The sequence below is a fragment of the Streptomyces sp. AN091965 genome, assembly GCF_022698285.1.
In the GTDB taxonomy this organism is placed as follows: domain Bacteria; phylum Actinomycetota; class Actinomycetes; order Streptomycetales; family Streptomycetaceae; genus Streptomyces.
This window is the reverse complement of record NZ_JALDMY010000001.1, coordinates 7625667-7646037: the sequence shown is the minus strand read 5'-3', so window position 1 is coordinate 7646037 and position 20371 is coordinate 7625667. Positions and strand designations below refer to the sequence as shown.

Sequence of the window (20371 nt, the reverse complement as noted above, 5' to 3'; positions counted from 1 at the left end):
TGGTCGGGCACCGGGGGCACGCCGCAAAATCACTGCGTTTTGTCCTGTACGACGTGGTCGGGGGCGGGAAATGCTGTCGGTGCCACAGGGTCCGGAAGGCGATCATCCGCAGGTGTGACGCGGGGCACTTCCGGCCCGTGCGCCTCGCGCAGCCAGCGCCGCAGGACCTGGTGCACGGCCTCCGCACCGACGAGTTCGGCGGTGCCGTCGGCGCCCTCGGCGCCCTGCGCGAGGGGCGGCGAGAGGACGAGCGGGGACAGCAGGAACGGCCGGGACTGGGCGCCGCCGAGCCCGCCGTGCGAGCCGATCTGCTCCTCGAACGCGAGGACTTCGCCGTCCAGCGGGTCGTACGCGGAGTTGACCATGATGTCGGCGGTGTGCGGGAAGCCGTCGGTGCGCCGCACGGCGTCGGCGGCGCCGGGCCCGAAGTCGGCGAGCGGCCCGAGGGCGCCGGGACCGGCGTCGGCGGGCAGCTCGTCCAGGTACACCTCGGCGCCGCGCGCGCCCAGGACGAGGGGCCCGCGGTCCTCGCCGCGCACCAGCAGGAAGCCGACGCCGGGGTGGTTGGCGAGCGTCGGCAGGAGCGCCGGGTGGCGCCGGTCGATCTCCTCGCGCGTCATGCGGTGGGGCACGTCGGGGAAGGAGACGAGCCCCAGGTTCCCCGAGGCGAGCACGATGGGCTCGGCGAGGCGGCGCGGCCGGTGCTCGCCGGTGCCCTCCTCGACGGGCCTGCGCAGGGCGGCCCGCACCGCGGCGCGGGCCTCGGCACCGCTGTGGGTGCGGCGCGCCCGGCGTGGCACGGGCAGGCCGCAGCCCGCGCGCACCAGGTCGCCGAGGGTGAGGCCGTAGCGGGCGCGGAAGGTCTCGCCGGGGCTCTGGCCGTGGTCGGAGAGGAGCACGATGCGGTACGGCCGGGGCGCGTGCTCGGCGACCTGGGCGAGCAGCGCGAGAGACCGGTCGAGGCGTCCGAGGACCCGCTCGGCGTCGCCGCTCGTGGGCCCGGAGTGGTGCGCGACCTCGTCGTACGCCACGAGGTCGGCGTACACGGCGGCCCGCCCGGCGAACATGTCCCCGATGACGGCGGCGACCACGACGTCGCGCTCCACGACGGTGGCGAAGGCGCGGATGAAGGGGTACAGGCCGCCGCGGCTCACCCGCGGGCGGCGCCGGCGGATCCGGGCGCGGGTCGACTCGCCGATCTCGCGACCGACCTCGGCGACGAAGGACAGGGCGGTGCGGACGGCGTTCGCCGGGTCGGAGAAGTACGCGAAGTACCCGGCCCGCGAGCGGTTCTCACGGCCGCGCCGCGCGGCCATGGAGAGCACGAGCGCGAGCTGCTCGGCGCCTCCGCTGAAGAGGTTGCCGCGGCTGGCCCCGTCGTGGCTGAGCAGTCCGCCGTCGCCGGTGCGGACGATGGCGCGCCGCTGGAGCTCCGCGGCGGACGCGGGCCGGTTGGACACCATGACCTCGCCGGTGTCCTTCTCGTACCAGCGGAAGGCGGGCACGTCGTGGTTGCTGCCGTGCAGGATGCCGAGCTGGCTCGCGCCGGTCTGGCTGGACCAGTCGGTGCGCCACGGCGTGAGCCGGTGCGTGGCCCGCGCGGCGGGCCCCTCGTCGGCGCCGAGCCAGCGGGCGATCGTGGGCGTCACGCCCTTGCGGGCCGCACGGCACAGGACGTCGTGGCCGACGCCGTCGAGCTGGAGGAAGACCGTGCCCGGGGTGCTGGGGCGGTGCGGGTCCGCGGCACGGCGGCGTCTTCGGTCCGCGAGGCGGTACAGGCGCCGCCGGTAGGCGTCGTCGTCGCGGACGGCGAGCGCGCCGCCCGTCGCGGACGCCACCGCCGACATCACGGCCGCGACGACCACGGCGGTCTCGGCGTTCGCGTCGCCGCGGCCGTCGGGGATGAGCCGCAGCGCGAGCAGCAGCAGCGACCCGTTCAGGAAGAAGGTGAGCAGGCCGATGACCAGGGCGGGGACGAGCAGCAGGGCCCGGACGAGCAGCGGCCACACCAGGGCGGAGAGCAGGCCGAAGGCGCCCGCGCCGAGGGCCGCCGTCACGGCGATGCGGGTGGCGCTGTCGCCGTCGTCGGACTGGAGCTTGAAGTCCGGCAGGAGGCCGGCGAGGACCAGCATCGTGAGCGTGCTCACCGCCCAGACGACGATCACCCGTCCGAGGCCGCGCCCCACCGTCCGCCACCGACCATCACGCACCGCGCTCCGCCTGCCTCACGTCCTGACCTTGCCCTCAGCCTGTCACAGGGCGGACCCCCGCAGGCGGCAGGGCGCCGGGGCGGGGGCTCAGCAGCCGTCGTAGCCCGCCGTCGGCATGGAGAGGCGGCGGTGCACGCGGGCCTTCATGTGGGAGTCGTAGCAGGGCTCCGCGAAGCCCGCGGTCTCGATGCGGACGCCGCGCCGCGCGCACTCCGCGGTGAACTCGTCGGCGGACCGCAGCGCCCGCTCCAGGACCCGGCGGCACGGGACCACGAACAGGTCGACCAGGCCCGCGTCCACGTCGTTCCAGAAGACGGCGTGGTCGGCGCGCAGGCCGTGCACGACGAGCTCCCGGGTCACCACATAGCCGTGGGCGGCGGCCCAGCGCGCGCACATCGCGTGCTGGCTGCGCGAGTCGACGAGGAACGGGTCGCTGTCCAGTTCCTCCAGAGGCGTCAGGCTGGCGATGGCGGCGACCCGCACCGCGCGGGCCGGCCCCCCGCAGGTGTTTCCCATGGCATGCCCCTCACCTCTGGCGTCAGCCGACGACACTACTCCTGGCCGTAGGCTCGGAGACAGTCACACGAAGGAGGAACGAGTGCGGCCGGACGTCACGGTCACTTGGTGGGGCCATGCCACCTGCACGGTCGAGGATTCCGGGACGCGGGTCCTGACCGATCCTCTCTTCGTGCGCAGGCTCGCGCACTTGCGCCGCCGCCGGGGCGCCCTCCCGCCGCCCGCGGCGGCGGTGGCCGACGTCGTGCTGCTCTCCCATCTGCACGCCGACCATCTGCACGTGCCCTCCCTCGCCCGTCTCGCGCCCGGCACCCGGGCGCTGGTCCCGCGCGGCGCCGCGCGTTCGGTGCCGGGGCTTCGCCGCCTGTCCCACCTGCGGTTCACGGAGGTCGCACCGGGCGACGAGGTGCCCGTCGGCGACGCCGGCGTCGTCGTGCGGGTGGTGCCCGCCCTGCACGACGGCCGCCGCCTGCCGGTGGGCCCGCACCGCTCCCCCGCCCTCGGGTACGTCGTCGAGGGCGCGGCCCGTACGTACTTCGCCGGGGACACCGGCCTGTTCGACGCGATGGCCGACGAGGTCGGCCCCGTCGACGTGGCACTCCTGCCGGTCGGCGGCTGGGGCCCCTACTTGGGCCACGGCCATCTCGACCCGGCCCGCGCCGCGGAGGCCCTGGCCCGGATCGCGCCGCGCAGCGCGGTGCCGGTGCACTACGGCACGTACTGGCCGATCGGCATGGACGCGGTGCGGCCGCACGAGTTCCACACCCCGGGCGACGAGTTCGTGCGGCAGGCCGCGCGCCGGGCGCCGGACGTGGCGGTGCACCGTCTCGCGCACGGCGAGAGCGTCCGCCCCGAGGCCGCCCGATGATGCTGGCCGCCGCGGCCCAGGTGTCGCCGGACTCCACCCAGCAGGCGGTCGGCTATCCGTCGCTCTTCCTGCTGGTGGTGGTCGGCGCGCTGGTGCCGGTGGTGCCGACGGGGGCGCTGGTCAGCTCGGCCGCGGTGGTCGCCTTCCACCAGAGTGACACCTCGCCCTTCGCGCTGCTCGTCGTCTTCGGCGTGGCCTCGCTCGCGGCGTTCACCGGTGACGTCGCCCTGTACTGGCTCGGGCAGCGCGGCATGCGCTCCAGGAACGGGTCGCGCTGGCTGGAGGCGATCCGCGACCGCGCGCCCGAGGAGCGGCTCGCCCGCGCCCAGGACAAGCTCCAGGACCACGGCGTCCTGGTCCTCGTCCTGTCCCGGCTCGTCCCCGCGGGCCGCCTTCCGGTCATGCTGGCCTGCCTCCTGGCCCGCATGCCGCTGCGCCGGTTCGCCCGCGGCAACCTCCCCGCGTGCCTCGCCTGGGCGGTCACCTACCAGCTCATCGGCATCCTCGGCGGCTCCCTCTTCAAGGAGCCCTGGCAGGGCGTCGCCCTGGCCGTGGCCCTCACCGTCGTCATCAGCACGGCCCCGGCGGCCTGGCGGCGCCTGCGCAGGAGTGCCGGCCCGTCCGGCGCGTGAGGAGGGTTCAGCCGAGGCCCAGTACCCGGGAGCCGCCCACCGGCAGGTCCCAGAGGTCGCGCGCGGGCAGCCCCGCCGCCGCCCAGGCGCGCCGCACCCGCTCCACGGGTTCGAGGACGGGCTCGGCCGACAGCAGGAACGTGCCCCAGTGCATGGGGGCCATCCGCCGGGCCCCCACGTCGCGCGCCGCCCGCACCGCCTCCTCGGGGTCGCAGTGCACGTCCCGCAGCCACCACCGCGGCTCGTACGCCCCGATGGGCAGCAGTGCCAGGTCGATCCCGGGATACCGCTCCCCGATGCGCGCGAACCAGTGCCCGTAGCCCGTGTCCCCGGCGAAGTACACGCGCTGCCCCGCGCCGTCGGTGAGCACCCACCCGCCCCACAGGCTCCGGCAGGTGTCCCGCAGGCCGCGCTTGGACCAGTGGTGCGCGGGCACGAAGCCGATGCGGACGCCGTCGAGTTCGGCGCTCTCCCACCAGTCGAGCTCGGTGACGCGCGTGAAGCGGCGCCGGACGAACCACCGCCCGAGCCCCGCGGGCACGAACAGCGGGGTGTCGCGCGGCAGCCGCTTGAGGGTGGGCGCGTCGAGGTGGTCGTAGTGGTTGTGGCTGATGACGACGGCGTCGATGCGCGGCAGGGCGTTCCAGGCCACGCCGACGGGGGTGACCCGGGCGGGGGTGCCGAGGATCCGCCGGGACCAGACGGGGTCGGTCAGGACGGTGAGGCCGCCGATCCTGACGACCCAGCTGGCGTGGCCCGCCCAGGTCACCGCGACGGTACGGGCGTCGACGCGGGGCAGCGGCCCCGGGGCGAAGGGCAGCCGGGGGATGTCGGCGAGGCCCGCGGGGGCGGGCCGCAGCGCGCCCTCGCGGGCGAACCGCGCGAGGGCGCGCAGGCCCGGCAGCGGCGCGGTGAGCCGGTCCGCGAAGGACTTGGGCCACAGGCGCGGCGAGCCGGGCACGGACACCGGGGCGAGCGGGCGGCGGGCGGTCGCGGTGCCACGCGCGTCCGGGGCGCCCTGGCCGGTCCGCACGCGCCCCGCCTCGGCGAGGTCGCGGGGGCGGGCCGGGGCGGACCCGGGCGGGGGCGCGTCCGCCGCGCGGGCCGTGGCGGGCCCGGAGCCGGGCGCGTCCGCCGCGCCCGGCCCGTCCGCCGTCTCCGGCCCGTCCGCCGTGTCCGTCGCGTCCGCCGTGCCCGGCCGTCGTGCCCGCTGCGTGCCCTGAGGCTGCTGCTGTGTCTGCGTCACCGAGGAGGCTCCCGTCGCTGTGCTTCTGCGCGGAGCTCGTCGAAGGCCGCGGCGATCCTGGCCAACTCCCGCTCCACGTACGGCGATTCCAGTGGCTCTGGGGCGCTGAGCGCCCGGCCGCGCTCCTCGGGGTCCGGCCCCAGGAGCGGCCCGGTGGACAGGCGTACGCGCAGCGCGTCGATGTCGTCGCCGAAGCGGTGGCCGCCGGGTGCGGGCAGGCCGAGCCGCTCCTGGAGGTGGTCCTCCAGCTCCTGCGCGTCCGTGACGCCGCGGGCGGCGAGCGCGGCGCGCAGCGGGCCGAGGTCGGCGTACACGTGCCGTCCCGCGGCGGGCGGCCGGGCGAGCGCGCCCGCGCCGACGACGGCCTCGCGCAGGGCGGCGGCGAGGTGCGCGTGCAGGCGGTTCGCGGCGGCGAGGCGCGCGGTGACCTCATCGGGCTCGCCGAGCGCGTACGTCGCCGCGGCGGCGACCGGCGCGGCCGGGGTCGCGCCCAGGGCCGTCAGGACGTCGAGGGCGCGGGCGCGCAGCGCGGCGCCCGCGCCGTCCGTGGGGAAGCGGGCGACGGCGGCGGGCAGCGCGGGCGGCAGGAAGGCCCCGGCGAGGTCGCTGACGACGGTGACCCGGCCCGGGGCCATCGCGGCCGGGCCGACCAGGACGGTGTCGCGCGGGTGGTGCAGGGTGTCGCGCCACGTCTCGTCGCTCACGATGTGCAGGCCCTCGCCCGCCGCGGCCTCGACGGCCTCGTGGACGGCGTCGGGCGGCGGCACGGTCGCGGTGGGGTCGTCGGCGACGGAGAGCACGAGCAGCCGCGGCGCGCCGCCCTCGGCGCGGACGCGGCGGACGGTCTCCAGGAGGGCGTACGCGTCGGGGACGCCGCCGCACTCGGCCGGTGTCGGCACGTGGTAGACGGAGCGGCCGAGGAGCCGCACCTGGGGCTCCCACCAGGCGGCGCACGGCCGGGGCAGCAGGACGTCGCCGCCGAGGGCCGCGGCGACGGCGAGCAGCAGGGGCCCGGCGCCGGGCGCGGCGGCCACGTGCTCAGGGCCGGCCGGCAGGCCGCGGCGCTCCCAGTAGCCGCTCGCCGCCGCGCGCAGGGCCGGGCCGCCGCCGGGCGGGGGCGCGTGGCTGTGGCCCGCCGCGGCCGCGACCACGGCGGCGAGCTCCGGCAGGACCGGCAGACCCGGCTCCGGCAGGGGCGGGCCCGACCGGACGCGGCCGCGCCCCGCGTGGTCCGTCCGCCGCATGGGCACCTCCGTGCGCTCGCCTGGCCACCCGTGTGACCGTCCGCGTGCCGTCGGGTCTGTGCGTACCCACGGCGGCGCCGCTCCATCGTCGGGTGGGTGGTGGTCCGTCAGGTTTACTCCGTACGGCGGTCAGCGCGCGGCGGCCCGGTCGCGGCGAAGGCGGTGGACGGCGGCGGCGCACGCGCCCGCCACCAGGACGCCTCCGGCGGCGAGGGCCGCGGGTGAGTCGGTGAAGGCGCCGCCCCCGCCCGCGTGGACGCCGTGCGGCGCGGCGGGAGCGGGCGCGGTGCGCGAGGGGCCCGGTGCGGCCCGGGTGACGGTGAAGGTGGCCTGCCACGGCCCGTCGTCGGGGCACACGCCTTCCACGGACCACTCCGACGCCGGGCCCGCGACCTCCGGGCCGGTGCCCTCGGAGCCGGCGGTGGGGGCGATGCGGGCGGTGCCCTGGTAGCCGACGGCGCCGGGGCTCCGGTTCTGGTGGTCGGGTACGCGCTGGAGCGTGGCGCTGCCCTGCTCGAAGGCCTGGGAGGCGGCGTCCATCGTCTGCGGGGGCGTGGTGCCGGTGGCCGGGCAGGCGACGGAGACGGTGACCTGCTCGCCGGGTGCGGCGCGTGCCGGGGTGACCTCGGCGGCCGTGCCGCCCTCCGCGTGGGCGGGCGGCACGACGGCGAGGAGGGGGTACAGGGCCAGCGGGAGGGCGAGGGCCAGGGGGACGGAAGTGCGCATGCACTCATTCGAGCCGCTGACCGCGCCGCGCGCTCGTCCTCCCGCGCCGGACGGGCTAACCCCCGGCGGGCCGGACGGTGCCGTCAGCCGGCGCGGGCCTCGCGCGCCAGGGAGGTCAGTTCCCGTTCCAGGCCGCGGCCGCGGGAGTCCACGAGGGCGGCCGACACCTCGGAGAGCTTGCGGTTCGTGGTCTGGGAGATGCGCCGCAGCAGGGCGAAGGCCTGGTCCGCGTCGCAGCTCAGGACGTGCATGATGATGCCGCGCGCCTGGTCGACGACGGGCCGGGTGCGCAGCGCCTCGCCCAGGTGGTCCAGCTCGGTGAGGGCCGCGCGGTAGTGGCGGTCGCGGACGAGGCCGGTCGTCGCGAGGTCGCCGAGCGCCTGCGCGGGGCCGCAGCTCACGTCGTCCAGGCTGCCGGGCCGGAAGCTGAACAGGCTGAGCGTGACGGTGAGGCCGGAGCGCCGGAACGGCAGCGTCACGCTGGCGCGGACGCCGGAGTCCAGGGCGAGGGCCCGGTATTCGGGCCAGCGTTCGTCGCGCAGCAGGTCGGCCGCGTCCACCGGCGCGCCGCGCTCCTGCGCGGCCGGGATGGGCCCCTCTCCGGAGCGCAGCTGGACGGAGACGAGCCCGGCGAGGTCGGGGTGGGTGACGGCGGTGGGCAACTCGTCCCCGCCGTCGGTGACCGTGGTGCCGGCGCCGCAGCACGCGGCGGTGCACCGGACGGCCTGTTCGGCGAGTTCGGACAGCCTGCGCTGGGGCAGTGCGGATTCCGGTCCTTCCGGTCCGATCGGCATCGGCATGGCGCTCTCCTCCTTGCTTCCCACCTGTGCGGCTTCCCCCGGAAGCCTCCGGAAAACAGGCGCAGCGGCTACGTTCGACGCATGGGGCAGACGGATGAGTACGGTGAGGAGCTCGCGGACTTCGTGCGCCGCGTCGCGGAGTTGAAGGCGTCCCGTGCCGTGCCGTCCGGAGACCTCGGCACCATGCTCGACGCGGCCCTGTTCGAACTGGACCACGCGGCCGAGCGGTTGTGGCCGGGCTTCGAGCGGCTCTCGGTGGACGGCGCGGCGGCCGTCTCCTCGGACCGCGACGAGCAGCGGCTGCTGCGCGCGGTGTTCCAGCGCTTCCCCCTGCCCGTGGTGCTCGTCGACGGCGAGACCGTGGTGCGGCGCATGAACGTCGCGGCGACGGGCCTGACGGGGGTGCGCGGCGGGTACGCGACCGGGCGCCCGCTGTCCGGGTTCCTCACGCCGTCGGACGGGATCGCGTTCCGCTCGCAGGCCGCGGCGGTCGCCCGCGGCGAGGGCGACCGGAGCCTGACGGTGCGCCTCCAGCCGCGCCCGGAGCAGCCGCTGCGGGCGACGCTGACCGCGCTGCGGCCCGGCACGGAGCCCCGTACGGTCGTCCTCGCCGTGCTACAGCCGGCGGGGGCGGACGAGCCCCGCTCCGACGGCCACGGCTCCTTCGGCCCGCTCCGCGGCCACGTGCCCGACCTGGCGGAGGCGACCCGCCACGCCGAGCTCCTCGAACTGTCGGACGCGATGACGGCGGCGCTGCTCACGGCCCCGCCGGGCGACCCGGCCGAGGTGCTGCGGCGCGCCGCCGGGGTGCTGCACGGCACGTTCGCGGACTGGGTGATCGCCGACGAGGGCGGGGCGCGGCCGCGCCGGACCACGGTCCTGGGGCCCCCGGGCGGGCCGGTGGCGGACGTCCGCGCGCTCGACCCGGCCGACTGTCCGCTGGTCATGGAGGCGGTGCGCTGCGGGGCGCCCGCCCTCCAGGTGCGGCCGCACCCCGAGGACGGCTTCGGCCGGGACGCGTCCGGCGTGCCGGTGCTCGTACGGGCGCAGGTGACGTCCCTGTTGTGCGTGGCGCTGAGCGCGGACACCGGCGGCCCGCCCGAAGGGGTGCTCAGCCTGTTCAGGACCGGCGCGCGCCTCGCCTTCTCGATGGCCGAGGCGCGCGCCGTGGATGTGATGTCCCGTCATATCGCGCTTGCTATGCGGCGTCCCGGGTGACATCGCCGGACGCGACGGGGTGCGGGCGGGCCGGGTGCCGCGCCAGATCACGGGTGATCTCGTCCCGCAGCCGCCCGCAGCAGCGGCTGATCAGGCGGGACACGTGCATCTGGGAGATCCCCAGGTGCTCGGCGATGCGGCTCTGCGTCATGTCGCCGAAGAACCGCATGTAGAGGATGGCCCGTTCGCGCTCGGGCAGCGCCGCGAGGCGCGGCTTGACGGCCTCGCGGTCCACGACGACGTCGAGCGCCGGGTCGGGGCCGCCGAGCGTGTCGCGCAGCGCGTAGCCGTCGTCGCTGCCGGGCAGTTCGGCGTCCAGGGACAGCGCGGTGAAGCTGTCGAGGGCCTCCAGGCCGGTGGCCGCGTCCTCCTCGCTCATCCCGGCCCGCTCGGCGATCTCGGCGATGGTCGGGGCGCGCCCGGACACGGTCTGGGAGAGGTCCTGGCAGGCGAACCGCACGCGGTTGCGCAGGTCCTGGACGCGCCGGGGCACGTGCAGGGTCCACATGTGGTCGCGGAAGTGGCGTTTGATCTCGCCGGTGACGGTGGGCACGGCATAGCTCTCGAAGGCGTTGCCGCGCTCGGGGTCGTAGCGGTCGACGGCCTTCACCAGGCCGAGGGCCGCGACCTGGCGCAGGTCCTCCAGGGACTCGCCGCGGTTGCGGAACCGGCCCGCGAGCCGCTCGGCCATCGGCAGCCAGGCCCGCACGATCTCCTCCCTGAGGGCGTCCCGCTCGGGCCCGTGCGGGAGTTCGCACAGCCTGCCGAAGGCCGCGGCGGTGTCGGGAGCGTCGTCGTGGGGGTGCCGGGAGGCGCGCTGCCGCCGGGCCGGGGACTGCCTGCCGGGCAGGCGCGTCGGTGCCGCCGCGCGCTGCGCGTGCGGGGTGTGCGGGGTGGCGCGGCCGTGGTGCGGGCGCTCGCGGCGCGTGGTCGTGCCCGATGAGGTCTCTTCGGGGACCGCCGCGGCTTCCTCGGGACGTGCTGCGTCCGTTGGCATAGTGCGTCACAACTCCCTTGCCTGTGCTTTGGGTCGCACGGTCACCGTGGGAGTGCGGGCACGTGCCGCGTCAGGGCACACCCGGGGCGAGTGAAGCCTCTCCCACGGACGTGCCTCCGTTCCGAAGCACTGCCTTCCGCCTGCCCCTCGCTCCGCGCACCAAACGCCACGTCGGCGGGGCGGGGTTTTCCCGGGGCCGCGGCGGACACCCGGCCGGGACGCATTCCGCGCCCCGCACCGGAAGGACACCGTCATGAGCACGAAGGTCGCCGACCACATTCTGCAGCGGCTGCGGGCCTGGGACGTCGACTGCGTCTTCGGCTACCCCGGGGACGGCATCAACGGCCTCCTCGCCGCCTGGGGCCGCGCCGACGACCGGCCGCGCTTCCTGCAGTCCCGGCACGAGGAGATGTCCGCGTTCGAAGCGGTCGGCTATGCCAAGTTCGGCCGGCGGCTCGGGGTGTGCGCGGCGACCTCGGGGCCCGGCGCCATCCACCTCCTCAACGGCCTGTACGACGCGAAGCTGGACCACGTGCCGGTGCTCGCCCTGGTCGGCCAGACGCACCGCTCGGCGATGGGCGGCTCGTACCAGCAGGAGGTCGACCTGCACACGCTGTTCAAGGACGTGGCCTCCGACTTCGTGGAGACCGTGACGGTGCCCGAGCAGCTCCCGAACGTCCTGGACCGCGCCATCCGCACCGCGTACGCGCGCCGCTGCCCCACCGCCGTGATCATCCCCGGTGACGTCCAGGAGCTCGACTACAGCCCGCCCCCGCACGCGTTCAAGATGGTGCCCTCCAGCCTGGACCGCAGCGCCTGGACGGCGCTGCCCTCGCCGACCGCCCTGGAGCGGGCCGCGGACGTGCTGAACTCCGGCACCAGGACGGCGGTCCTGATCGGCCAGGGCGCGGCGGGCGCGCGGGCCGAGGTCGAGGAGCTCGCGGAGCTCCTCGGCGCGGGCGTCGCGAAGGCACTGCTCGGCAAGGACGCCCTGAGCGACGAACTGCCGTACGTCACGGGCGCGATCGGGCTGCTCGGCACCCGCCCCTCGTACGAGCTGATGCGTGGCTGCGACACGCTCCTGACGATCGGCTCCAGCTTCCCGTACGCGCAGTTCCTGCCGGAGTACGGGAAGGTCCGCGCGGTGCAGATCGACATCGACCCGCACATGATCGGCATGCGCTACCCCTACGAGGTGAACCTGGTGGGCGACGCGCGCGCCACCCTGCGGCAGCTGATCCCGCTGGTCTCGAAGGAGCGCGCGGCGGCCGGGCGCGACTGGCACGCCGAGGTGCGGGCGAACGTGGAGCGGTGGAACGGCGTCCTCGACCGCCGCGCGCGCCTTGCCGCCGACCCCGTCAACCCCGAGTACGTGGCGCGGGCCCTGGACCCGCTCCTTCCCACGGACGCGATCATCACCTCCGACTCGGGCTCCACGGCCAACTGGTTCGCCCGCCATCTGACGCTGCGCGGCGACATGCGGGCCTCGCTGTCCGGCACGCTCGCGACGATGGGCTGCGGGGTGCCGTACGCGATCGGCGCGAAGTTCGCGCACCCGAACCGGCCGGTCGTCGCGCTCGTCGGGGACGGCGCGATGCAGATGAACGGCATGGCCGAACTGATCACGGCGGCCAAGTACCGGCACCGCTGGGACGATCCGCGGCTCGTCGTCGGGGTGTGGAACAACCGCGACCTCAACCAGGTGACGTGGGAGCTGCGGGCCATGGGCGGCGCCCCGCCGTTCGAGCCCTCGCAGTCCCTGCCGGACGTGCCGTACGCGGACTTCGCGCGCTCGATCGGGCTCACGGGGATCCGCGTGGAGAAGCCGGAGGACGTGACCGAGGGCTGGCGCGCGGCCCTCGACGCGGAGGGCCCCGCCGTCGTGGAGTTCCTGACCGACCCCGCGGTGCCGCCGATCCCGCCGCACGCCACCTGGGAGCAGCTGGAGTCGACGGCGAAGGCCCTGCTCAAGGGCGACGCCGACCGGGGCGCGGTGGCGAAGCAGGGCCTGAAGGCGAAGGTCCAGGACTTCCTGCCGGGCGGCACCAAGCGCGGGTAGCGCCGCCCCGGGCGAGGCATAGGTGGACGGCACAGGGGTACTGCGGGCGAGGTCGCATCGCCGACGGACGAAGGAGGTCTCTGCGGACATGGCGGAGTACGTGAGGCAGGTCATGACACCGGGGGTCGTCGCGGTCAGGCCCGACGCCTCGCTGGTCGAGGCGGCGCAGCTGATGCGCGCCCAGGACATCGGCGACGTCGTCGTGGCCAACGGCGACCAGGTGGTCGGGGTGCTCACCGACCGGGACATCACGCTGCGGGCCGTGGCCGAGGGCGCCGACCCGCTGACGGTCAGTGCGCAGGCCGTGTGCACTCCGAACCCGGTGGTGGTGGGCCCCGACGACGAAGTGGCGGCGGCGGTCGGCCTGATGCGCGACCACGCGGTGCGCAGGCTGCCGGTCGTGGAGGACGGCCGCCCGGTGGGCATGGTGAGCCTCGGCGACCTGGCGATCGAGCAGGACCCGGCGTCCGCGCTCGCCGACATCAGCCGTGCCGCACCCGACGGCGGTGCGGATCCGTCCCGGTGAGGGCGCGCCTCACCGGGACATCACGGCGGAGGGGTTCAGGGGGTGCGGCCGAGCAGGCACAGGAGCTCGGTCTGCGCGTCCGCGCCCGGGGGCGGCTCCACCGGCGGGGCGAACAGGCCGCTCCGCGCCAGGCCGGCCGCGTACGGGGCGACTTCGCACGCGGCCGCGGCGACGAGGGCGTCGGGCAGGCGCTCGTCGGCGCCGATGGCGCGAGCCACGGGGAGGGGACCACAGGGGCCCTGACGGCATGCGGAGTGGCGGGCCCGATGGCACACGGGGGAATGCCAGGGGGAACGACCGGGCCCGCCGGTCCGAAACCGGCCCGGCGCTCACCAGAGCCGGGCCGGAGGTGCCGGGGTTCCGTCCACGGTGCGCCCCGGGAGAAGGCTAGGACCCCCGCGACGCGACCGGTCCACCCGGCGACAGAGCCACGTTAGGCGCGGGCCCCGGCGCCGACGATCCGCTGTGCGCACCGCCTGTCCGGATAGCGCACCGCGTCCGGATAGCGCACGCACCGGCGCCGCCCCGGTCAGCGCCGCAGCGTCTGCGAGGGCAGCTCCCCGAACCGCGCCCGGTACTGCTCGGCGAACCGGCCGAGGTGGGTGAAGCCCCAGCGGTGGGCGACCTCGCTCACGGACCGCTCGCCGGGACCCGACGCGAGCAGGTCCTCGCGGACCCGCCCTAGGCGCACGTCCCGTACGTACGCCATCGGGGACATGCCCACGTAGCGGCGGAAGGCCTCCTGGAGCCAGCGCACGCCGACGCGGCCCTCGGCGGCGAGGGACACGGTGGTGAAGGGGTGCTCGGGGCGCGCCTGGACGGCGTCCGTCACGCGCTTGACCGGGGCGGGGCGCAGCTGGCGCACGGGGTCGGCGAGCCGGTCGCGGTAGCGGTGGTCCGCGGCGAGCAGCAGGCCGTTGAGGAGGGCCTCCTGGAGCGGCTCGGCGACCAGCGGGTGGGTCAGGACGCCGTCGTCCTCGCGCAGGTCCGCCACGACGGTCCGCACGAGGCGGGCCCAGCCGCGCCCGGCGCCCCGGCGCGTGTCGAAGACCGGGCCGAAGGTCACCGGGGAGGGCACCGGCCTGCCGATGAGCCGCTCCAGGCGCCCTTCGAGGGCGGCGCGGTCCACCTTCACGGCGAGCAGGCGGCAGTCGCCGGACCAGCGGTCCAGGACGGTGTCGCCCACCGGCTGGTAGACCGCCGCGCTGCCGACGCCGGCCGCGGCGGCGGGCGCGGTCCCCTGCCGCCAGGAGACGTGTCCGCTGAGCGGGATGTTGACGTGGTAGGCGCCCAGTTCGCCGAAGCGCATGCGGACGTCGGCCCCGCAGCTCATGTCGCCCACGGTGAGCGCCCCCAGCTCCCCGATGTCGTACCGCGCGCTGAAGGGCCGCGGGCCTTCGCACACGTCCATGAAGTTGCTGTAGTACGTGGCCTCGATGAGCTGCCTTGCCTCGTCGACGTCGCCCGTCCTGAAGGACGTCCTCACGGACACGGTGTCTCCAACCGCGCAGCGTACGACGGATTGCCCTGCGCTGCCGGCCACGCTACCGCGCGCGCTCGACCCTGCGCTCGTCCCAGACGGGCTCGGAGGTCTCGCGGACCCGGCCGTCGGAGCCGAAGACGAGGAAGCGGTCGAAGGAGCGGGCGAACCAGCGGTCGTGGGTGACCGCGAGCACCGTGCCCTCGTACGCCTCCAGGCCTTCCTGGAGGGCCTCGGCGGACTCCAGGTCCAGGTTGTCCGTGGGCTCGTCGAGGAGCAGGGCGGTGGAGCCCTGGAGTTCGAGGAGGAGGATCTGGAAGCGGGCCTGCTGGCCGCCGGACAGCTTCTCGAAGCGCTGCTCGGCCTGCCCGGTCAGCTCGTAGCGGCGCAGGCGGGACATGGCCGCGCCCCGGTCCTTGGCGTGCTCCCGCCACAGAATGTCGAGGAGGGTGCGGCCTTCCAGCTCGGGGTGGGCGTGCGTCTGTGCGAAGTGGCCGGGCACGACGCGGGCGCCGAGCCGCCACTGGCCCGTGTGCGCGACGGGGCTCGCGGGGTCGCCCGCCAGGAGGCGCAGGAAGTGGGACTTGCCCGAGCCGTTCGACCCGAGGACGGCTACGCGCTCGCCGTAGAACACCTCCAGGTCGAAGGGGTTCATCAAGCCCGTGAGCTCAAGGTCCTTGCAGGTCACGGCGCGCACGCCGGTGCGGCCGCCGTGCAGGCGCATGGTGATGTCCTGCTTGCGGGGCGGCTCGGGCGGCGGCCCGGCCTCCTCGAACTTCCTGAGGCGCGTCTTGGCCGCCTGGTAGCGCGAGGCCATCTCGTCGCTGCGCGAGGCGTACTGCTGCATGTCGAGCACGAGCTTCTTGAGCTGCGCGTGCTTCTCGTCCCAGCGGCGGCGCAGCTCCTCGAAGCGCGCGAAGCGCTCCTGGCGCGCGTCGTGGTACGTGGCGAAGCCGCCGCCGTGCACCCACACGTCCGAGCCCGCGGGGCTGGGCTCCACGCTGACGATCCGGTCGGCGGCGCGGGCGAGCAGCTCGCGGTCGTGGCTGACGAACAGGACGGTCTTGCGGGTCTCCTTCAGGCGCTCCTCCAGCCAGCGCTTGCCGGGGACGTCCAGGTAGTTGTCCGGCTCGTCGAGGAGCAGGACCTCGTCGGTGCCGCGCAGCAGCGCCTCCAGGACCAGGCGCTTCTGCTCGCCGCCGGAGAGCGTGCGGACCTCGCGCCACTGCGCCTTCTCGTACGGAACGCCGAGGGCGGCCGTGGTGCAGATGTCCCAGAGCGTCTCCGCCTCGTACCCGCGGGCCTCCGCCCAGTCGGCGAGCGACTGCGCGTACTGGAGCTGGGCGGCCTCGTCGTCGACGGTGAGCAGGGCGTGCTCGGCGGCGTCGACGGCGCGGGCGGCCTCGCGGATGCGGGGGTGCGCCACCGAGACGAGCAGGTCGCGCACCGTCGTGTCGTCCCGCACGGACCCGACGAACTGGGGCATGACACCGAGGCCGCCGCTGACCGTGACCGTGCCGCCGTGCGGGCGCAGCTCGCCCGCGATGAGCTTGAGGAGGGTGGTCTTGCCCGCGCCGTTCGGCCCGACGAGCGCGGCCGAGGTGCCCTCGGCGACGCGGAAGGAGACATCTCCCAGCAGCGCCCGGCCGTCCGGGAGGTAGTACTCGATGTGCGCGGCTTCCAGATGTCCCATGAGGCGATTGTCCGTGGGCGGGCTCGCGGGCGGCAAACGGTTTACGGTCCGGCCCGGCGCAGGCACGCGGGGGGCCCGCTCTTCAGGGGCCGGGGGTGGGGTCGATCACTCGGCCGTTGGCCGCGGCGTTCCCCGGGTACCCGGGATTCCATGAGTCCTGACGCCGAGCTCCCCCTGCCCCCCGCCCGTGGGCCCGAGGCCCGTCTCACCTCCCTGGACTGCCGGGTCTTCACCGCCGTGGCCGAGCGGCACTGGCCCGGGGCCGACCACGTCCTGCCGCGGCTGAGCCGGGCCGCGAACCACGGCGTGCTGTGGTTCGCCACGGGCGCCGCTCTCGCGGCGACGCGGCACCCCCGGGCCCGGCGCGCCGCCGTGCGCGGCGTGGCCTCGCTCGCGCTCGCGTCCGCGACCATCAACACCCTCGGCAAGCGCTCCGTACGGCGGGCGCGGCCGCTCCTCGACGGCGTGCCCCTGATGCGGCGGCTCAAGCGCCAGCCCATCACCACGTCGTTCCCCTCGGGCCACTCCGCGTCCGCCGCCGCCTTCGCCACGGGCGTGGCCCTGGAGTCGCGGGGCCTGGGCGCGGCCGTCGCGCCGCTCGCCGGTGCCGTCGCCCTGTCGCGGGTGTACACGGGGGTGCACTTCCCGAGCGACGTGCTCGCGGGCGCCGCCCTCGGCGTGGGCGCGGCCTACGCCGTGCGCGGCCTGGTGCCGACCCGCTCCCAGCTGCCGCCGCCGGGCCGCCCGCGTGTGGACGCCCCCGCCCTGCCCGGCGGGCGCGGCCTGGTGGTGGTCGTGAACGAGGGCGCGCGGACCCCCGACCGGGTGCGCCCGCTGCTCGACGCGCTGCCCCACGCCGAGGTCGTGCGGTGCTCCCCGGACGAGGTGGCCGCCGAGCTCGACAAGGCGGCGGAGCGCGCCCGGGTGCTCGGCGTGTGCGGCGGCGACGGCACCGTCAACACGGCGGCCGCCGCCGCCCTGCGGCACGACGTGCCGCTCGTGGTGGTGCCGGGCGGCACCCTCAACCACTTCGCGCAGGACCTGGGCGCCGAGGACCCGCGCGAGGTGGCCGCCGCGATCGAGGCGGGGGACGCGGTCGCGGTGGACGTGGGCCGGTTCAGCGCGGGCCGGGGCGACGGCTACTTCCTGAACACCTTCAGCCTCGGCGTCTACCCCGAGCTCGTGCGCGAGCGCGAGCGGTGGTCGTCCAAGGTCGGCGGCTGGCCCGCCGGGGTCCTCGCGGCCGCCCACGTGCTGCGCGCGGACCGGCAGCCGCTGCGGGCCGAGTTCCAGGGCACCGAGCGGGCGCTGTGGCTGCTGTTCGCCGGGAACTGCGTGTACAACCGCCTGGGCCTCGCGCCCGCGCGCCGGTTCGACCTCGCCGACGGGCTCCTGGACGTGCGCGTCGTGCACGGCGGCCGCCGGCCCGGCGCCCGGCTGCTCGCGGCCGCCCTGACCTCGCCGGTGGAGCGCTCCCCCGTGCAGACCGCGATCCGCCGCCGGACCCTGCGCGTGGCGGGCCTCGCACCCGGCACCGTGGTCGCGTACGACGGCGAGATCACGCCGGTCGAGGGCGAGTTGCTGGTCGAGAAGCTGCCGGAGGCGCTGACGGTGTACCGCCCGTCGCCGCTGGCGTGAGCGGGGCTCCCGCGGGCCGCGTCCCCGCATCCGCGCGGTCCACATCCTGATACAGGGGTCTCATGATCCGGTACGGCGACGTACGGTTCGGACATGACACAGCCCCTGTCCCAGCACGCCTCGGCGGACGGGCCGCGACGCGACGCGGCCGTCTACACCCACGGCCACCACGAGTCGGTCCTGCGGTCCCACACCTGGCGCACCGCCGCCAACTCCGCCGCGTACCTCGTCGGCTCGCTCCGGGCGCACATGAAGGTGCTCGACGTCGGCTGCGGGCCGGGAACCATCACCGCCGACCTCGCGGCGCTCGTCCCGGACGGGCACGTCACGGGCCTGGACCGGGCCCCGGAGGTCCTGGACCTGGCACGGGCGACGGCCGCCGAACGGGGCCTGGCGAACGTCGAGTTCGCCGTCGGGGACGTCCACGCCCTGGACTACCCCGACGGCGCCTTCGACGTCGTCCACGCCCATCAGGTGCTCCAGCACGTGGGCGACCCGGTGCACGCGCTGCGCGAGATGCGCCGGGTCTGCGCGCCCGGCGGCGTCGTCGCCGTCCGCGACAGCGACTACGCGGCCATGACGTGGCACCCGCGCACCCCCGGCCTGGACGACTGGCTCGACCTGTACCGGCGGGTGGCCCGCGCAGGCGGCGGCGAGCCGGACGCGGGCCGCGCCCTCAAGTCCTGGGCCCTCGCGGCCGGTTTCACCGACGTCACCGCGGGGGCGGGCACCTGGTGCTACAGCACGCCCGAGGAGCGTGCCTGGTGGTCGGGGCTGTGGGCGGACCGGACGGTGGCGTCCTCGTACGCGGACCGCGCGGTCGAGAGCGGGCACGCCGACGCCGAGCGCCTCGCGGCCGTCGCCGAGGCCTGGCGGGAGTGGGGGCGCGCGCCGGACGGCTGGTTCGCGGTGCTGCACGGGGAGGTGCTCTGCCGCCGGTGACCGGGGGTGTGCCCGGGCCCTTGGGGGATACCCGGACGGCAGGAGGTGCACACCATGGTTTTCCTGCTTCTGGTCCTGCTGCTCGTGCTGTTGCTCGCCTTCCTGCCGCGCGGCACGGGCCCCGGCGCGTCCGGGACGCGGCCGCACTGGTACCGCTGGTAGCGGCCCCCTGAGGGCCCGGTCACTCCCTCGGCAGCAGCGGCCCCAGCGGCCCGAGGTCCAGGTTCAGGTCCTCGGGCCGCAGCCCGTAGCGCTCGCGCAGCTCACTCATCCGCTCCTCCAGGAGCATCAGCGTGAGCCCGATGCGCTCCTCCTGATCCTCCGTCAAGTCACCGGTGTCGAAGCGGCGCAGCGCCTGGCGCTCCATGAGCTGGCGCAGCAGCTCCACGACGGTGAGGACGAGCGCGACGAGGTCGCGCTCCACGGTCTGGGGGTCGAGGTCCACGGCGGGCTCCCGTCAGCTCGGCTCGCGGACGGGGGCCCCGCGCTCCGGGTACTCCGGCCAGGGCGACGGCACCGCCGCGCCGACCGTGCTGATCAGCGCCTTCAGGTCGATGCGGACGAGGTCCACGTCCGCGATGCGCAGGGTGATGTCACCCGCGATGACCACACCGCCCGCGAGCAGCCGGTCGAGGAGGTCGACCAGCGCGATCTCCCGGCCGTACAGGGGCTCGATCGCCGTCATCCGGTCTCGGTGTCCTTCCTCGTCGTGTCGGCCGTCTCGCTCTTCTCGCCCGTCTCGCCTGTCTCGCCCTTCCCGGCGTCGGCGCCGCGGTCGTCCGCGTCGCCCGCGCCGTCCGCGTCATCCGTGAAGGAGTACGCCGCCCAGGGGCCCGTCACCTCCACCCGCAGGCCCGGCTGTCCGGCCTCGGTGCGGCCGATCAGCTCCAGGAACTCCTCGGCGTACGAACGGGGCACCAGATAGGCCGCGTTGAGGACGTTCAGGCCCGAGCCCGCGGCGGCGAGGGCCGGGCTCTGCGGCGGGTGCTGCCGGGACGCGGCGGCGGACCGCGCGAGCTCGGCGTGCAGCCGCCGCGCGAACACCTCGGCCCGCGCGGTGGTCTCCTCGCTCGCCGTGCGCTGCTCCTTGCGCCGGCGCAGATAGTCGCGCCCGGAGGCGGGCGCGCCGCGCGGCCGCGACGACCCGGCGGAGGCGAGGCCGCCGGCGTCGGGGTGCAGCCACACCTTGACCCCCCACTCGACGTGTCCGTCGATGCGGTCGAGGATCCGGCCCAGGCGCGCGTTCTCGCCCTCCAGCATGGCGCGCACGCCGCTGTCGTCCCGGAACACCGTCGCGAGCCGCAGCGGCAGCGGGCAGGTCACGGCGGTGAGCGCCCCGATGACGTGCTGATGGGCGCGGGCCGTCTCGGACAGCCAGTCCAGGTCCTCCAGGTGCGCGCGCAGCGGCTCCAGACCGAAGTCGCGGGCCGGGACCGAGCCGACCACGGCGACCAGGCCCGCGTGGGCCAGCTGCCGGGGCGGCGCGCCGCCGACCCCGGTCAGGTCGGCGTGCAGCGGGCCGGACAGGGGCCTGCACACCGCGTAGACGTAGCGCAGTTCGTCGCTCACGCCGTCG

The 20371-nt window shown here is 76.0% G+C and carries 19 protein-coding genes and 1 pseudogene; 7 read left to right on the top strand and 13 right to left on the bottom strand.

The annotated features are described in order from the left end of the window. Positions 1 to 29: 29 nt before the first annotated feature. A complete protein-coding gene (locus MQV74_RS32505; protein ID WP_308402334.1) occupies positions 30 to 2210 on the bottom strand; it encodes a phage holin family protein in 2181 nt (726 codons plus the stop codon). Between the two features lie 87 nt (positions 2211 to 2297). Further along, complete coding sequence (locus MQV74_RS32500) at positions 2298 to 2726, bottom strand: hypothetical protein (protein WP_242726029.1); 429 nt, start codon at positions 2724 to 2726, stop codon at positions 2298 to 2300. Between the two features lie 82 nt (positions 2727 to 2808). On the opposite strand from MQV74_RS32500, the gene MQV74_RS32495 reads away from it, so the two are divergent. Together MQV74_RS32495 and MQV74_RS32490 are read left to right on the top strand one after the other, a co-directional pair. Then, the gene (locus MQV74_RS32495; protein ID WP_242726028.1) at positions 2809 to 3594 is read left to right on the top strand and encodes an MBL fold metallo-hydrolase; all 786 of its coding nucleotides are present in this window, start codon (positions 2809 to 2811) and stop codon (positions 3592 to 3594) included. Further along, the gene (locus MQV74_RS32490) at positions 3594 to 4226 is read left to right on the top strand and encodes a DedA family protein (protein WP_242729274.1); all 633 of its coding nucleotides are present in this window, start codon (positions 3594 to 3596) and stop codon (positions 4224 to 4226) included. The genes MQV74_RS32495 and MQV74_RS32490 overlap by 1 nt, the downstream gene beginning before the upstream one ends. Positions 4227 to 4233: 7 nt before the next feature. On the opposite strand, the gene MQV74_RS32485 is transcribed toward MQV74_RS32490, so the two are convergent. The 4 genes from MQV74_RS32485 to MQV74_RS32470 form a co-directional block, all read right to left on the bottom strand. Further along, positions 4234 to 5259, bottom strand: coding sequence for an MBL fold metallo-hydrolase (locus tag MQV74_RS32485; RefSeq protein ID WP_242729273.1), 1026 nt, complete (start codon positions 5257 to 5259; stop codon positions 4234 to 4236). A 209-nt stretch (positions 5260 to 5468) separates the two neighbouring features. Continuing rightward, on the bottom strand, positions 5469 to 6716 hold the full coding sequence (locus MQV74_RS32480) for an aminotransferase class I/II-fold pyridoxal phosphate-dependent enzyme (protein WP_242726026.1): 1248 nt from the start codon (positions 6714 to 6716) through the stop codon (positions 5469 to 5471). A gap of 129 nt (positions 6717 to 6845) precedes the next feature. Further along, entirely contained in the window at positions 6846 to 7442 is a 597-nt protein-coding gene (locus tag MQV74_RS32475) for a hypothetical protein (protein ID WP_242726016.1), read from the bottom strand. 83 nt (positions 7443 to 7525) lie between these two features. Beyond that, on the bottom strand, positions 7526 to 8242 hold the full coding sequence (locus MQV74_RS32470) for an ANTAR domain-containing response regulator (RefSeq protein WP_242726014.1): 717 nt from the start codon (positions 8240 to 8242) through the stop codon (positions 7526 to 7528). A gap of 81 nt (positions 8243 to 8323) precedes the next feature. On the opposite strand from MQV74_RS32470, the gene MQV74_RS32465 reads away from it, so the two are divergent. After that, positions 8324 to 9460 carry a PAS domain-containing protein gene (locus MQV74_RS32465; RefSeq protein WP_242726012.1) on the top strand — a complete coding sequence of 379 codons (1137 nt, stop codon included), beginning with the start codon at positions 8324 to 8326 and terminating at the stop codon, positions 9458 to 9460. Here the strand turns inward: MQV74_RS32465 and MQV74_RS32460 are convergent. Next, complete coding sequence (locus MQV74_RS32460; RefSeq protein ID WP_242726010.1) at positions 9441 to 10457, bottom strand: RNA polymerase sigma factor SigF; 1017 nt, start codon at positions 10455 to 10457, stop codon at positions 9441 to 9443. The two genes, MQV74_RS32465 and MQV74_RS32460, sit on opposite strands and share 20 nt — an antisense overlap. A gap of 253 nt (positions 10458 to 10710) precedes the next feature. Between MQV74_RS32460 and MQV74_RS32455 the strand changes: the two genes are divergently transcribed. Further along, on the top strand, positions 10711 to 12516 hold the full coding sequence (locus tag MQV74_RS32455) for a thiamine pyrophosphate-requiring protein (RefSeq protein ID WP_242726008.1): 1806 nt from the start codon (positions 10711 to 10713) through the stop codon (positions 12514 to 12516). An 88-nt stretch (positions 12517 to 12604) separates the two neighbouring features. Further along, on the top strand, positions 12605 to 13042 hold the full coding sequence (locus MQV74_RS32450; RefSeq protein ID WP_242726000.1) for a CBS domain-containing protein: 438 nt from the start codon (positions 12605 to 12607) through the stop codon (positions 13040 to 13042). Positions 13043 to 13077: 35 nt separating this feature from the next. On the opposite strand, the pseudogene MQV74_RS32445 reads toward MQV74_RS32450, so the two are convergent. The 3 genes and pseudogenes from MQV74_RS32445 to MQV74_RS32435 form a co-directional block, all read right to left on the bottom strand. Beyond that, positions 13078 to 13260, bottom strand: a pseudogene (locus MQV74_RS32445) (TIGR03086 family metal-binding protein); the annotation flags it as partial. Between the two features lie 311 nt (positions 13261 to 13571). After that, entirely contained in the window at positions 13572 to 14534 is a 963-nt protein-coding gene (locus MQV74_RS32440; protein WP_242725998.1) for an AraC family transcriptional regulator, read from the bottom strand. 52 nt (positions 14535 to 14586) lie between these two features. Continuing rightward, a complete protein-coding gene (locus tag MQV74_RS32435; RefSeq protein WP_242725996.1) occupies positions 14587 to 16215 on the bottom strand; it encodes an ABC-F family ATP-binding cassette domain-containing protein in 1629 nt (542 codons plus the stop codon). 150 nt (positions 16216 to 16365) lie between these two features. Between MQV74_RS32435 and MQV74_RS32430 the strand changes: the two genes are divergently transcribed. Together MQV74_RS32430 and MQV74_RS32425 are read left to right on the top strand one after the other, a co-directional pair. Further along, entirely contained in the window at positions 16366 to 17853 is a 1488-nt protein-coding gene (locus MQV74_RS32430) for a bifunctional phosphatase PAP2/diacylglycerol kinase family protein (protein ID WP_242725994.1), read from the top strand. 93 nt (positions 17854 to 17946) lie between these two features. Next, positions 17947 to 18795: a class I SAM-dependent methyltransferase gene (locus MQV74_RS32425; protein ID WP_242725992.1), complete on the top strand. Its 849-nt coding sequence runs from the start codon at positions 17947 to 17949 to the stop codon at positions 18793 to 18795. Between the two features lie 181 nt (positions 18796 to 18976). Here MQV74_RS32425 and MQV74_RS32420 read toward each other — a convergent pair whose 3' ends face one another. From MQV74_RS32420 to MQV74_RS32410, 3 genes are read right to left on the bottom strand one after another with little or no spacing between them, the layout of a single operon-like run. Beyond that, positions 18977 to 19240 carry a gas vesicle protein K gene (locus tag MQV74_RS32420; protein ID WP_242725990.1) on the bottom strand — a complete coding sequence of 88 codons (264 nt, stop codon included), beginning with the start codon at positions 19238 to 19240 and terminating at the stop codon, positions 18977 to 18979. 12 nt (positions 19241 to 19252) lie between these two features. Beyond that, positions 19253 to 19480 carry a gas vesicle protein gene (locus MQV74_RS32415; RefSeq protein WP_242725988.1) on the bottom strand — a complete coding sequence of 76 codons (228 nt, stop codon included), beginning with the start codon at positions 19478 to 19480 and terminating at the stop codon, positions 19253 to 19255. Then, positions 19477 to 20364 (bottom strand): GvpL/GvpF family gas vesicle protein, encoded by an 888-nt coding sequence (locus MQV74_RS32410; protein WP_242725986.1) that lies wholly within the window; start codon positions 20362 to 20364, stop codon positions 19477 to 19479. Before MQV74_RS32410 ends, MQV74_RS32415 begins: the two co-directional genes overlap by 4 nt. Positions 20365 to 20371 lie beyond the last annotated feature (7 nt).